We start from the raw sequence: 12,303 nt of genomic DNA, 5'->3' as shown, positions 1-12,303 counted from the left end.
CGGGCCAGCGCCCGGCCAGCGAAAGGTAAAGGCGCATTTTGCCTTCCGGCTTCCTACAGTACGTAGGTGATGCGTACCCGGGTGCGAAACGCCATCCTGCTGGTCGTGGCGTTGTCGCTGCTGCTGTTCGGCCTGCCGCTGGCCGTAGTGCTGGACCGGCTCGTGAGCAGCCAGGCCCTGGCCGGACTGCAGCGGGACGCCACCCGCGCGGTCGCGGCCGTACCCGACGACTTCCTCGGCACCTCGCTGCGGGTGCCGGCCGGCATCGCGGTCTACGACGCCCGGGGCGTCCGGCTCGCGGGCACCGGCCCGGACCGCTCGGCGCTGGCCGCGCTCGCCGTCGACGGGCACGAACACGACGGGAACGACGGCGCCGACCTGGCCGTGGTGGTGCCGGTCATCTCCGACACCACGGTCGCCGGCAGTGTCCGCGCGGCCGTACCCCGGGATCGGCTGCGGGCCAGCAGCTACCGGATCTGGGGGCTGCTGGCCGGACTCGCGCTGCTGGTCATCGCCGTGGCGATCCTGCTGGCCCGGCGCTCGGCGGCCCGGATCGCCCGGCCGTTCGAGACGCTGACCGGGGCGGCCCGCGGCCTCGGGGACGGACGCTACGACCTGCGGCTACCGCGCTGGGGCATCACCGAGGCGGACGCGGCCGGGGACGCCCTGCGCGACAGCGCCACCCAGATCGCGGATCTCGTACGGCACGAGCGCGAATTCGTCCGGGACGCCTCCCACCAGCTGCGAACCCCGCTGGCCGGGCTCGTGCTGGCCCTGGACCGGCCCGAACCGGACGTGAGCGCCGCGCTGGCCCGGGCCCGGGACCTGGAGACGACCATCGCGGACCTGCTCGCGCTGCGCGCCCGGACCGGTACCGGCGCGGGCGACCCGAACCGGATCGCCGGCGAGGCCGTCCGGCGCTGGCACACCCCGGAACGACCGGTGCGGCTGCACAGCGACATCGACGAGCCGGTCGCGCTCAGCGGGCCGGCCCTGCGGCAGAGCCTCGACGTGCTGCTCGACAACGCGATCCGGCACGGCGGCGGGACGGTCACGGTGACCGTCGAACCGTACGGCGAATCGGTGCTGATCAGCGTGGCCGACGAGGGCGGCGGGTTCGCCGACGGAACACCGCTCGGCAACGGCCTGACCATGGTCACCGGCATGGTCGAACGGGCCGGCGGGTCACTGCTGATCCGCCGCCGCGGCACCCACCCGCGCGTCGCGCTGCTGGTGCCGCTTCAGTCGGCCTCGAACCGGTAGCCGTACCCCCGCAGGGTCGTGATGCGGTCCCACCGGTCCCCCGCGTCGGCCAGCTTGCGGCGCACACTGGCCACGTGCACGTCGAGAGTCTTGGTCGACCGCGACCAGTGCTCGTCCCACACCACGTCCATCAGGTGCTCCCGGCGCACCGCCTCGCCGGCCGCGGCCACCAGCACCGCGAGCAGCTCGTGCTCCTTGGGCCGCAGCTCGATCTCCCGGCCGCCGACCCAGGCCCGGCGGGCCCGCTGATCCAGCCGCACCGGCCCGGCCGACAGCTCCGGCGGCCCGGACTCGCCACGCCGCCGCAGGTGGGCCCGGAGCCGGGCCCGCAACTCGACCGGCCGGAACGGCTTCATCACGAAGTCGTCGGCGCCGCCGTCCAGGGCCCGGACCGCGTCGGCCTCGTCGGTGCGGGCGGTCACCACGACCACGACGACCGCGGCCGACCGCTCCCGGATCGACGCACACAGTTCCAGGCCGTCCCCGTCCGGCAAACCAAGATCCAGAAGAATCAGATCCGGTACGCGGTCGGCCACCAGTCGCGTCGCGTCGGCCGAGGTGCGGGCCCAGCTCACCTCGTAGCCGTCCAGGGCGAGAGCGCCGGCCAGCCCCGAGCCGACGTCGCGATCATCCTCGACGACCAGGACCCGCGGTGGTGCGTCCCCACTGTCGCTCACCGTCGCCTCCGGTCTCATCCGCGGCGGGCCGTGACCTCGTCCGGCGAGAGCCGGCGTAGGAGAACCACCGTGCCGACGCCGAGGGCGGCGATGATCGCGGCGGCGGCGATGTCGCCCAGGTAGTGCACGCCCACCCACACCCGGGCGAACCCGACGGCGGCCGCGATCACGGTCAGTGCGACGCCCCAGCGCCGGTGCAGGAAGGCCGCGACGGCGAAGGCCATCGCGAACGCGGCGGTGGCGTGGTCGCTGGGCAGCGAGACGCCCGGGTCGTGGGCGATCAGCTGGGTCACCTGGTGGGTCTGGAACGGGCGCACCTGATGGTTGAGGCGGCTCAGTGCGGTACCCATCAGGAACGCGATCGCCAGCGCGCCGCCGAGGTCGATCACCGGTCGGCGCCGGCCCTGCCACCACGAGCGGGCGGCCAGCCAGCCGGTGATCGCGAAGGACACGAAGATCAGCAGTTCGGCGGCGAACTCCATGAGGTCGTCGACGCTGTCGACCCGGCCGGCCAGGCCGTTGAGCAGCTGGAACAGTTGATAGTTCACGGTCGCAGGCTGCCCGGCCGGTGTTGAGAATTCGCTGAATCGCCGTGTGGTTTACCGGCGCCCGCATCGGAAACCTACATCGTGTAGGTTTTAGCGCTCCGCCCCTCGACGAAGGACGCCTCGATGCCGGAAGCCCAGACCATCCTCGCCGTGGGACCGTCGTTCCTGGATCCGAACTGGCTGATCTCGACGTTCGGCCTGGTCGGCATCCTGGCGATCGTCTTCGCCGAGTCCGGGCTGCTCATCGGGCTCTTCCTGCCGGGTGACGCACTGCTGTTCACGGCCGGCCTGCTGGTCGCCGACGACACCTACCTCCACCAGCCGCTGTGGCTGATGTGCCTGCTGATCTCGATCGCCGCCGTCGCCGGTGACCAGTTCGGCTACCTGTTCGGCCGGCGCTTCGGACCGTCCCTGTTCCGCCGCCCCGACTCCCGCCTGTTCAAGCAGGACAACCTGACCAAAGCCCAGAACTTCTTCCGGAAGTACGGGGCCCGCTCCATCGTCCTGGCCCGCTTCGTACCCGTCGTGCGGACGTTCACACCCGTCGTGGCCGGCGCGAGTCACATGCACTACCGCACGTTCCTGCTCTACAACGTGATCGGCGGAACCGTGTGGGGCTGCGGGGTCACCACGCTCGGCTACTTCCTGGGCCAGATCGCGTTCGTGAGGAACAACATCGAGTTCATCCTGATCGGCATCGTCGTCGTCTCGGTCATCCCGATCGCGTTCGAGCTGCTGCGAGCCCGCCGCCGCGGCCACCAGGCACCCACGCGGTAGCCGCGGCCGGCGGGGCTTCAGTGCGTGCCGAACCAGGCCACCCCGGCCAGGCCGGCCACGACGCAATAGATGGCGAACGGGTTCAGCGTCCGGGTCTCGAAATACCGGGTCAAGAACCTCAAGGAGACGTACGCGGCGAGCCCGGCCACGACGCTGCCGACCAGCACCGGGCCGGCGACGCCCTGACCGGCCGGACCCGCGAGTTCCGGCAGCTTCAGCACGCCGGCCGCCGCGATCACCGGCGTGGCCAGCAGGAACGCGAACCGGGCGGCGTCCTCGTGGGACAGCCCGCGCAGCAGGCCGGCCCCGATCGTGACGCCCGAACGGCTGACCCCGGGCAGCAGGGCGAGGATCTGCGCGGCACCGATCGCCGTGGCCTGCTTCCAGCCCAGGTCGGCCAGCCGGTGGTCGGACTCCACGTCACCGTGGCCGGCCGACACGCCCGCGCGCGCCGACGAGGCGACGTACACGCCGGTCGCGCCGGGCCCGGCCGGAACCGGGACACGGCGCTCGCCCGTACGCCGGCGGATTCTTTCGACAGCGGCCAGCAGGAGACCGTTGACGATCAGGAACACCGACGCGGGAAGGGGTTTGCCCAGCGTGGTGCGGACGGTGTGTTCGAGCAGCAGCCCGGCGACCCCGACCGGGACGGTGGCGGCGATCAGCAGCCAGGCCAGCCGCTGATCCGGGTCGGCGATCCGGCGGTCGCGGACCGAGGTGAACAGCCCGCGGACGATCCGGACCCAGTCGGCCCGGAAGAACCAGACCAGCGCGGCCGCGGTGGCGACGTGGACGGCGACCAGGAAGGCCAGGTACGGCGACTGGTCGGCCCCGAGGCTCAGGTCGCGCGCCCAGCTGCCGCCGATCGCGGCCGGCAGCAGCACGCTGTGCCCGAGGCTGGAGACGGGGAAGAGCTCGGTGACACCCTGCAGCAGTCCGATGACGACGGCTTCCGGGTAGGTGAGTGCGGGCACGGTCATGGTCGCGCATGGTCCCGGCCGGTCGATGAGAAAACGCTGAGAGCGGGCTACCGCGGGGTGATGGCGGCGGCGACCCGGCTGACCGGCTCGGCGAGTGCGTTGATCACGTCGGAGAGCTCCTTCAGCTCGGCCTTGGACAGCTCGGTGTGCAGCCGGTAGCCGTCGCCCGCGCGGTGCTTGGCCAGGGCCGCGTCGACCGTGGCGAAACCGGCGTCGACCTGGGCGATCAGGTCGGGCGCGCGCTGCTGAAGGGCCGGTCGCAGGGCGGCGATCGCGGCCTTGGAGCCCTCGATGTTGGCCGCGAAGTCCCACAGGTCGGTGTGCGAGTAGCGGTCCTCCTCGCCGGTGATCTTGCCGGTGGCGATCTCGTCGAGCAGGCTCTTGGCGCCGTTGGCCAGGCTCAGCGGGGACAGCTGGACCGCGTTCGAGCGGGTCGCGATCTCGGCGATGTCACTGGTCAGACGGTCGGCGATCGGCCCGGACCGGCTGACGTCCCCGGCCTGCCAGAGGTCCTGCTCCAGGCGGTGGAAGCCGGTGAACTCGGTGCCCGGCTCGATCGTGTCGGCCCGGCCGTCGACCTTCGGGTCGAGGTCACCAAAGCTGGAGGCGACCGGTTCGATGCGTTCCCAGTAGGTGCGGGCGATCGGGTAGAGCGCCTTGGCCTTGGCGATGTCCCCGGCCTTGACGGCGTCGGTGAACTCTTTGGTCTTCTGCTGCAGGCCGGCGCTCTCGGTCCGGACGTAGCGCCGGTAGCTCGCGGTCGCCTCGGCCAGGGCGGCGTCCGCGGCCAGCGGCGCCGACGAACCGGTGACGTGCAGGGCGGTGCGGACCCCGGCGCCGACCATGCCGGGCTTGCAGGCCAGCTGGTAGGCGCCGGCCGGCAGCTCGACGCGCAGGTCCCGGGTGACGTCCGGGAGGATGTTCTCCACCTCGCCCAGGACCCGGTCCCCGTCGGCGTAGACGTAGAACTCGGTGACCTTGGAGCCCTCGTTGACGACCGCGAACACCGCGGTCCCGGCCGGGGCGGTGCTCACGCCCGCGGCGCAGCTCGTGTCACCGGCCCGGATCGCGATCTTGCCGTCGGCGGCCGGGCCGGCCGAGGTGGTCGCGTCGGAGCAGGCGGTCAGGCAGGCCACGGTCGCGCCCGTGGCGAGGGCGGTCACGAGCAGCCGGGAGTTACGCATGGGGAATGCTCCTTGAGGGCAGGCTAACCTAAGCCCTGAATCTCCTACATCTTGTAGGTGCTAGTCAACTCCACCGCGAAACCGCCACCGTTGCGTTTCAGGAGCTGTTCAGGTGCGGGGCCGCATGGTGGGCGGCGTGAAGAGCTTCGGGCAACAGACACTTGTCGAAGGGTGGGGCCGGGCCACGGGCAGCCGGGCCGCCGTCGTCACGCCGGGTTCGGACGACGAATGGGCCGCGGTGTTCGCCGCCGCCGGACCGCGCGGGCTCATCGCCCGAGGAGGCGGCCGGTCGTACGGCGACGCGGCGCAGAACGCGGGTGGGCTGGTCGTCGCCACGTCCGGACCGGGCGACATCGGGAGCGTCGACCGGGTCACCGCGACCGTCGAGGTCGGAGCCGGGGTCACCGTCGGCGCGCTGATCCGGCACCTGGCCCCGGGCGGGTGGACGCTGCCGGTGGTGCCGGGTTCGGCCGGGGTCACCGTGGGCGGGGCGATCGCCGCCGACGTGCACGGCAAGAACCATCGGCGGTACGGGACGTTCGGCGCCCAGGTGGCCGCGATGACCGTGCTGACCCCGGCGCACGGGACGACGGAGATGAGTCCGACGGTCAACCCGGAACAGTTCTGGGCAACCGTGGGCGGCCTCGGCCTGACCGGGATCATCCGGCGGGCCCGGCTGCGGCTGGTCCCGCTCGGCTCGTGGTGGGTGACCACCGTGGACGAGGAACAGCCGAGCCTGGACCGGGTCCTGGACCGGCTGCGGGCGGTGGCCGCGACCAGCGATCACGCGGTCGCCTGGGTCGATCACGGCGGGGCCGGGGTGGTGACCGGGGCACGACCGGCGCGGGCCGGGGCGCTCAGCCCGGGACGGCCCCCGACCGCCCACCGGACACCCGTGCTGCCGGGACGGGGGATCGCCTGGCCGCCGCTCACCGCGGTCGCCGACCGGGCCCGCCGGCTCACCGTGCGGGTGCGGCCACGCCACGAGCGGTCCCTGGACCGGCTGCACTTCCCGCTGGACACGCTGCCCGGCTGGCCGGGGCTGCACGGGCGGCGGGGGCTGGTCCAGTACCAGTTCACGGTGCCGTTCGGGGCCGAGGACGTCCTCGAGGAGGCGCTGGGTGCGACGCGGGCGGCCGGGTTCGCGCCGTCACTGTCCGTACTCAAATTGTTTGCCGAGGCGAACCCGGCGCCGCTGTCGTTCCCGGCCCCGGGCTGGAGCCTGGCGATGGATTTCGCCGCGCGAGCGACCCTGGCGCCGGTGCTGGACCGGCTGGACGAGCGGGTGGCCGCGGCCGGCGGCCGGGTCTACCTGGTCAAGGACAGCCGGGTGCGCCCGGATCTGGTCGACGCGATGTATCCGGGGCTGGCCCGCTGGCGGGCCGTGCGGTCGATGCTCGACCCGGAGCATCGGCTGGTCTCCGACCTGGCCCGGCGGCTGCGGCTGACCGAGCAGCGGATCAGCGACCTGGTCGAGGCCGGCCGTGCGTGACGGGCTCGGGCGCACGCAGACCGTGCTGCTGCTCGGCGGCACCTCGGAGATCGGGCAGGCCGTCGCCGCGCAACTGCTGCCGTACGCGGGGAATCTAATTCTCGCCGGACGCGACCCGGACGCCCTGGCCGAGGCGGCGCGGCGCCTGGCCGCACCCCGGCGGCCGGTCTCCACCCTGCACTACGACGCGCTCGCCCCGGCCGCCGCGACCGTCGACGTGCTGGCCACGGCCGCGGCCCGGCACGGCGACCTGGACGTGGTCGTGCTGGCCGTCGGGGTGCTCACCGACGAGGCCGCGCTGACCGGGACACCCGCGGTCGAGCGGGCCCTGCGCACCAACCTGCTCGGGCCGGTGCTGGCCGTGCACGCCGCCGCGGCCCGGCTGCGTGAGCAGGGGCACGGGACGCTGATCGTGCTCTCCTCGGTCGCCGCCGTACGCACCCGCGACGGCCTGTTCAGCTACGGCGTCGCCAAGGCGGCGCTCGACGTCTACGCCCGCCGGATCGGCCGGTCGCTGCGCGGCAGCGGCGTCCGGGTGCTGGTGGTCCGGCCCGGCCACGTCCGGACCCGGATGACCGCCGGACTGCCCGAACCGCCGTTCACCACCGGTCCCGGCGACGTCGCCGCCCGGGTCGGCCGGGCGCTGAACGGCCGGGCCGCGCTCGTCCACTCCCCCGCCGTGCTGCGACCGGTGATGACCGCGCTGCGGCTGCTGCCGGCCGCGGTCTACCGGCGCCTCCAGGAAGGAACGAACTCATGATCAACGGCCGGATACCGCCACTGACCGTCGTCGAACCACCCCGGGTCCTGCGCCTCGGCGACCCGGGGGCCGCCGGGAGCGGGCCGGACCGGGGCCGACCGGCCGCCATCTGGGATCTGGACGGCACCCTGACCAGGACCGACACGCTGGTACCGTTCCTGCGCCGGGTCGCCGGGACGGCCGCGGTGTTCCGGGCACTGACCGCCGCCGCCCGCGAGTTGCCGCACCGGGACGCGGTCAAGGCCCTGGTCCTGCAGCGGCTGCTCGGCGGGCGCGAGGCGACCGAGGTGGACCGGGTGGCCCGCCGCTACGCCGAGCGGCTGATGGCCGCCCAGGTGCGGACCGACTCCCTGCACCAGTGGCTCTGGCACCGCCGCAACCGGCATCGCATGATCATCGCCTCGGCGTCGCCCGGCCTGTACGTGCGTCACCTCGGCCGGCTGCTCGGCGCCGACGAGGTGATCTGCACCGAGATGGCCGTCGTCAACGGGCGGCTCACCGGCGCGATCGCCGGTGGTAACTGCCGCGGGCCGGAGAAGGCGCGGCGGGTGCGGGAGTACCTGGCCGCGAAACCGGCCGCGCAGGTGTGGGCCTACGCCGACGGTGACGTCGACACGCCGCTGCTGGAGCTGGCCGACGTCGGGGTGCGGGTGCGGCCGTACCGTCGGATCCGGACCGGGGAGATCCGATGAGGCCGCGACGGCGGGTGCTCCGGATCATCGCCCTGGTCGCGGTGCTGCTGCTGGTCTGGCCGGCCGTCTCGTACGCCCGGGCGCTGACCGCCCCGGGCAGCGCCACCTTCACCATGCGGACGGTCGACTGGGTCCGGTCGAACAACGGCAACGGGGTGGTCAACGCGATCGAGAACTGGTGGTACACCCGGCACAAGCCGGCCGCCGGACCGCCCGACGCCGGCACCCTGCCGTCGATCGGCACCGGCACCGCCCGCGTGGTCGGCCCACCGCAGCTTCCCCTGCTCAAGGACGTCACACCGCTGCCGGGCGAGGCGACCTGGTCGGCCGGGCGCACCGGCGCGAACGGGCAGCCGCTGATCTACACCGGGTTCCTGCGCCCCGACCGGCAGCACCTGAGCATCGTCGCCGGGGTCGCCTGGATCCGCGCCGCCGGAACGGTCACGCACCTGGTCGCCGGCACCGCGCAGCCGGGCGGAGCACCCTGGCCGGGCAACGCCGCCGTCCCCTCCGGCGACGTCGGGAAGCTGGTCGCCACGTTCAACTCCGGTTTCAAGATGAAGGACACGCCGGGCGGCTTCTTCCTCGGCGGCCGGTACTCGCAGCCGCTGACCGACGGGCTGGCATCCCTGGTGATCAGGCGCGACGGTTCCATGACGATCGGATCCTGGGGTACGGACGTGGCGATGGGCCCGGACGTGGTCGCCGTCCGGCAGAACCTTCACCTGGTCGTCGACCACGGCCGGCCGGTGGACGGGATCGCCACCAACGCCAACGGGCGCTGGGGGTCGCCGCGCAACCAGTACCAGTACACCTGGCGCTCCGGGGCCGGCCTCGACCGCGACGGCAACCTGATCTACGTGGCCGGCGACAAGATGAACCTGACGACCCTGGCCGCGGCCATGGTCGACGCCGGGATCGTCCGTGGCATGCAACTGGACATCCACACCGGCATGTCGAGCTTCGCGTCCTGGCAACCGTCCGGGACAGCGACCAAGCTGCTGCCCGCGATGAGCCGCTCGGCGAACCGCTACCTGCAACCGGATCAGCGCGACTTCTTCTACGTGACGGCGGGCTGACATGGCGCTGGGCACGTTCGCCGCCCCGGCCGCGTCACCGCTGCTGGTCACCGCCCGGCCCCGGCAGTGGATCAAGAACGTGCTGGTGTTCGCGGCACCCCTGGCGGCCGGCCTGCTGGTGCGGCCGGGCAGTCTCGTCGCGCTGGCCGCGTTCGTCCTCGCCTCGGCCGGCACCTATTTCGTCAACGACGCGTCCGACGTGGCGGCCGACCGGCGGCACCCGGTCAAGTCCCGGCGCCCGGTGGCGGCCGGCCTGGTCCCGGTCCGGACGGCCTGGCTGATCGGGCTCGGCCTGTCGGCGGCGGCTCCCCTGGTCGCCGCCCTGGCCGGCCCGGCCACCGCCGGATGCGTGGTCGCGTACCTGGCCCTGACGTTCGCCTACAGCTCGTGGCTCAAGCGGGTCGCGGTGATCGACATCCTGGCCGTGGCCGGCGGGTTCCTGCTGCGCACGATCGGCGGCGCCTACGCGGCCAAGGTGCCGATGTCGAGCTGGTTCCTGCTCACCGCGCTGCTCGGGTCGCTGTTCCTGGTCACCGGCAAGCGGCTGAGCGAGCTGCGCCGCGACGGCAGCGGCCGGGCCGTGCTCGCCGCCTACCCGACGTCGTGGCTGCAGCAGACGATGACCATGACGCTGACCGGGACCGTCCTCGCGTACGCGGGATGGGCCTTCGATTTCGCCGGTGACGACACGTCGCTGCCGCTGCTGGGGTTGTCGCTGGTGCCGTTCCTGGCCGCGCTGATGCGGTACAGCCTGCTGGTGTCGCGCGGGGACGGCGAGGCGCCGGAGAACCTGCTCGTCTCCGACCGCTTCCTGCTGGTCGCCGGCTTCGCGTGGGCGGTCATGGCCACCGGCGCGATCTATTTCTCGTAGGGAGCGACGGATGCACCGGTGCGGCCCCGGCCAGCCGGCGGACCAGCGCGGCGATGCTCAGCACCATGGTCACGGAGAACAGCCAGGCGCCGACCACGTCGCTGGGCCAGTGCACGACGAGTGCGACCCGGCTCACCCCGACGGTCACCGCCCAGCTCCCGGCGGCGACGGCCAGCACGATCCGGCTCCGGCGGGTGCGCAGCAACGGCCACCCGACCATGATCAGGACCAGGGCCGCCGTCGCCGAGGCGCTGCTGTGACCGGACGGGTACGAGTAGTTCGCGGCCGGCGCCAGCTGGTCGACCGGGCGTGGCCGGGCCACCAGGGCGAGCACGACCAGCCGGACCAGCGGGGTCACGGTCAGGGCCAGCGCGGCGAAGACCGCCGGCCACCGGCGGCCGGTGGCCAGCAGGAACGCGCAGCCGGCCACCGCGAGCGGGGTGATCACGGCGAAGCTGCCGGTGACGGTCACCGCCGCCATGATCGAACGCCACACCGGATGGGCCAGGGCCAGGGTGTGCGCCCCGTGGCTGACCCACGCGTCGAACGTCATCAGCGGGGTGGCCCGGCCGGCCACGGCGAGGGTCAGCAGCAGGAACGCGGCCGCCGGTCGGCCGATCACGAAGAGGGTCACGCCACCGAGCCTAGCTCCTACATCCTGTAGGTGAAGGTTTCCCGATATTCTCAGCGTGTGACCAAGGACAGACGACGCCCGGGCGCCCTGGAAGCGGCCGTCATGACGTCCCTGTGGGCGGCCGACGCGCCGATGACCGCGGCGCAGGTGCAGCTGCAGATCGGCGACGACCTGGCGTACAACACCGTGCAGACGATCCTGATCCGCCTGCACGAGAAGGGTCAGGTGCAGCGCCGCCGGGCCGGCCGCGGGCACGAGTACTGGCCGGCGCGGGACGCGGCCACCGCCGCGGTCGCCCAGATGCGCGCCGCACTGCCGGACGGCACCGACCGCCACGCCGTGCTCCGGCAGTTCGCCGAGTCGCTCGACGCCACCGACGCCGCGATCCTGCGCGACCTGCTGGCCGACGCCGAACGCCCCGCATGACCGTCGCCATCTACCTTCCGCTGCTGCTGGCCCTGCCGCTGGCGCTGATCGCGCCGCGGGTGGCCGCCCGGGGCGCGCCCGGCCCGGCCGCACGCGCGCTGGCCGCCACCGCCGTGGTCGCCGCCGTCTCGTCCACCTGGTCGCTGACGATGCTGGCGCTGACCATGCTCGACGACGTGCCGCCGCTGTCGGCCCTGGACGACTCCCCCACCCTGGAGCTGCCGGAGCCGGTGCCCGGGCCGATCGCCCTGGTCGCCGGGATCATCCTGGTCTGGGGCGGGGTCCGGCTGCTGGCCGACGCGCGCCGGCGGCTCGGCACGCATCGGCGGTTGCGGGCGGTCGGCCAGGTCCAGGACGGCCTGGTCATCGCCGACTGGGCCCGACCGATGGCGGTCGCCGTTCCCGGCACCGTCGGCCGGCCCGGGCATCTGCTGGTCACCACCGGGATCCTGCGGCTGCTCGACGCCGACGAGCGGCGCGTGCTGTTCGCCCACGAGCAGGCTCACCTGGAGCACCGGCATCACCGGCTGGTCGCCGCGGCGGCCGCCGCCGCGGCGGTCAACCCGCTGCTCATCCCGGTCCGGGACGCGGTCGCCTACCTGGTCGAGCGCTGGGCCGACGAGGTGGCGGCGACCCGGGTCGGCGACCGGCGCCTGACCGCCAAGGCGGTGGCCCGGGCCGCCCTGGCCGGCTCCGGGCCGGAACCGGGGCCGGCGCTGGGCATCGACGGCGGCGCCGCGGTGCGCCGGGTCCGGGCGCTGGGCCAGGCCACACCGGACCGGCTCCGCCGCCGCCTGATCGTCCCGGCTCTGCTCGCGGCCGGGTTCGTGGCGGTCGCGGCGATCGCCACCGAGGCGTTCGTCGACCTGGCCCGCGCCTGGCTGAACTGAGAAGTCGACCCGGCCCGCGCCTCGCCGGCC

Annotated in this window: 14 protein-coding genes; 9 read left to right on the top strand and 5 right to left on the bottom strand. The window is 73.6% G+C overall.

Annotated features, from left to right (window positions below; all coding sequences use genetic code 11):
• Nucleotides 1–69: 69 nt before the first annotated feature.
• Nucleotides 70–1,263 (top strand): sensor histidine kinase, encoded by a 1,194-nt coding sequence (locus ACSHV8_RS09930; RefSeq protein WP_436536735.1) that lies wholly within the window; start codon nt 70–72, stop codon nt 1,261–1,263.
• Here the strand turns inward: ACSHV8_RS09930 and ACSHV8_RS09925 are convergent.
• Nucleotides 1,242–1,940 (bottom strand): response regulator transcription factor, encoded by a 699-nt coding sequence (locus tag ACSHV8_RS09925; protein WP_436531595.1) that lies wholly within the window; start codon nt 1,938–1,940, stop codon nt 1,242–1,244. The genes ACSHV8_RS09930 and ACSHV8_RS09925 overlap by 22 nt on opposite strands.
• Before the next feature lie 14 nt (nt 1,941–1,954).
• Nucleotides 1,955–2,488 carry a phosphatase PAP2 family protein gene (locus ACSHV8_RS09920; protein ID WP_436531593.1) on the bottom strand — a complete coding sequence of 178 codons (534 nt, stop codon included), beginning with the start codon at nt 2,486–2,488 and terminating at the stop codon, nt 1,955–1,957.
• Nucleotides 2,489–2,611: 123 nt separating this feature from the next.
• Here ACSHV8_RS09920 and ACSHV8_RS09915 point away from each other — a divergent pair, with 123 nt between their 5' ends.
• Complete coding sequence (locus ACSHV8_RS09915) at nt 2,612–3,265, top strand: DedA family protein (RefSeq protein ID WP_436531591.1); 654 nt, start codon at nt 2,612–2,614, stop codon at nt 3,263–3,265.
• Nucleotides 3,266–3,282: 17 nt separating this feature from the next.
• Here the strand turns inward: ACSHV8_RS09915 and ACSHV8_RS09910 are convergent, their stop codons facing one another.
• Together ACSHV8_RS09910 and efeO are read right to left on the bottom strand one after the other, a co-directional pair.
• Nucleotides 3,283–4,245: an undecaprenyl-diphosphate phosphatase gene (locus tag ACSHV8_RS09910; protein ID WP_436531589.1), complete on the bottom strand. Its 963-nt coding sequence runs from the start codon at nt 4,243–4,245 to the stop codon at nt 3,283–3,285.
• Between the two features lie 47 nt (nt 4,246–4,292).
• Nucleotides 4,293–5,429 carry an iron uptake system protein EfeO gene (gene efeO / locus ACSHV8_RS09905; RefSeq protein WP_436531588.1) on the bottom strand — a complete coding sequence of 379 codons (1,137 nt, stop codon included), beginning with the start codon at nt 5,427–5,429 and terminating at the stop codon, nt 4,293–4,295.
• Between the two features lie 136 nt (nt 5,430–5,565).
• Between efeO and ACSHV8_RS09900 the strand changes: the two genes are divergently transcribed.
• The 5 genes from ACSHV8_RS09900 to ACSHV8_RS09880 are packed head-to-tail and all read left to right on the top strand — an operon-like array spanning nt 5,566 to nt 10,323.
• On the top strand, nt 5,566–6,921 hold the full coding sequence (locus ACSHV8_RS09900) for an FAD-binding protein (protein ID WP_436531586.1): 1,356 nt from the start codon (nt 5,566–5,568) through the stop codon (nt 6,919–6,921).
• Nucleotides 6,914–7,681 (top strand): SDR family NAD(P)-dependent oxidoreductase, encoded by a 768-nt coding sequence (locus tag ACSHV8_RS09895; protein ID WP_436531584.1) that lies wholly within the window; start codon nt 6,914–6,916, stop codon nt 7,679–7,681. The genes ACSHV8_RS09900 and ACSHV8_RS09895 overlap by 8 nt, the downstream gene beginning before the upstream one ends.
• Nucleotides 7,678–8,373, top strand: coding sequence for an HAD-IB family hydrolase (locus ACSHV8_RS09890; protein ID WP_436531582.1), 696 nt, complete (start codon nt 7,678–7,680; stop codon nt 8,371–8,373). The genes ACSHV8_RS09895 and ACSHV8_RS09890 overlap by 4 nt, the downstream gene beginning before the upstream one ends.
• Nucleotides 8,370–9,452, top strand: a complete 1,083-nt coding sequence (locus ACSHV8_RS09885) for a phosphodiester glycosidase family protein (RefSeq protein ID WP_436531581.1) — start codon at nt 8,370–8,372, stop codon at nt 9,450–9,452. Before ACSHV8_RS09890 ends, ACSHV8_RS09885 begins: the two co-directional genes overlap by 4 nt.
• A 1-nt stretch (nt 9,453) precedes the next feature.
• On the top strand, nt 9,454–10,323 hold the full coding sequence (locus ACSHV8_RS09880) for a decaprenyl-phosphate phosphoribosyltransferase (protein ID WP_436531579.1): 870 nt from the start codon (nt 9,454–9,456) through the stop codon (nt 10,321–10,323).
• On the opposite strand, the gene ACSHV8_RS09875 is transcribed toward ACSHV8_RS09880, so the two are convergent.
• Nucleotides 10,292–10,957 carry a phosphatase PAP2 family protein gene (locus tag ACSHV8_RS09875; RefSeq protein WP_436531577.1) on the bottom strand — a complete coding sequence of 222 codons (666 nt, stop codon included), beginning with the start codon at nt 10,955–10,957 and terminating at the stop codon, nt 10,292–10,294. The genes ACSHV8_RS09880 and ACSHV8_RS09875 overlap by 32 nt on opposite strands.
• Nucleotides 10,958–11,014: 57 nt before the next feature.
• Between ACSHV8_RS09875 and ACSHV8_RS09870 the strand changes: the two genes are divergently transcribed.
• Nucleotides 11,015–11,383 (top strand): BlaI/MecI/CopY family transcriptional regulator, encoded by a 369-nt coding sequence (locus tag ACSHV8_RS09870; RefSeq protein WP_436531576.1) that lies wholly within the window; start codon nt 11,015–11,017, stop codon nt 11,381–11,383.
• On the top strand, nt 11,380–12,273 hold the full coding sequence (locus ACSHV8_RS09865; protein WP_436531575.1) for a M56 family metallopeptidase: 894 nt from the start codon (nt 11,380–11,382) through the stop codon (nt 12,271–12,273). The genes ACSHV8_RS09870 and ACSHV8_RS09865 overlap by 4 nt, the downstream gene beginning before the upstream one ends.
• Nucleotides 12,274–12,303: the final 30 nt, after the last annotated feature.

The organism is Actinoplanes sp. HUAS TT8, from assembly GCF_051380535.1.
Classification (GTDB): Bacteria; Actinomycetota; Actinomycetes; order Mycobacteriales; family Micromonosporaceae; genus Actinoplanes.
This window is presented reverse-complemented; position numbering and strand designations above follow the sequence as displayed.

What these genes read in the sequence shown, in the direction of transcription:
- ACSHV8_RS09930 (WP_436536735.1), top strand. Translation starts at nt 70, where the DNA reads ATGCGTACCCGGGTGCGAAACGCCATCCTGCTGGTCGTGGCGTTGTCG.
- ACSHV8_RS09915 (WP_436531591.1), top strand. Translation starts at nt 2,612, where the DNA reads ATGCCGGAAGCCCAGACCATCCTCGCCGTGGGACCGTCGTTCCTGGAT.
- ACSHV8_RS09910 (WP_436531589.1), bottom strand. Translation starts at nt 4,245, where the DNA reads ATGACCGTGCCCGCACTCACCTACCCGGAAGCCGTCGTCATCGGACTG.
- efeO (WP_436531588.1), bottom strand. Translation starts at nt 5,429, where the DNA reads ATGCGTAACTCCCGGCTGCTCGTGACCGCCCTCGCCACGGGCGCGACC.
- ACSHV8_RS09890 (WP_436531582.1), top strand. Translation starts at nt 7,678, where the DNA reads ATGATCAACGGCCGGATACCGCCACTGACCGTCGTCGAACCACCCCGG.
- ACSHV8_RS09885 (WP_436531581.1), top strand. Translation starts at nt 8,370, where the DNA reads ATGAGGCCGCGACGGCGGGTGCTCCGGATCATCGCCCTGGTCGCGGTG.
- ACSHV8_RS09880 (WP_436531579.1), top strand. Translation starts at nt 9,454, where the DNA reads ATGGCGCTGGGCACGTTCGCCGCCCCGGCCGCGTCACCGCTGCTGGTC.
- ACSHV8_RS09865 (WP_436531575.1), top strand. Translation starts at nt 11,380, where the DNA reads ATGACCGTCGCCATCTACCTTCCGCTGCTGCTGGCCCTGCCGCTGGCG.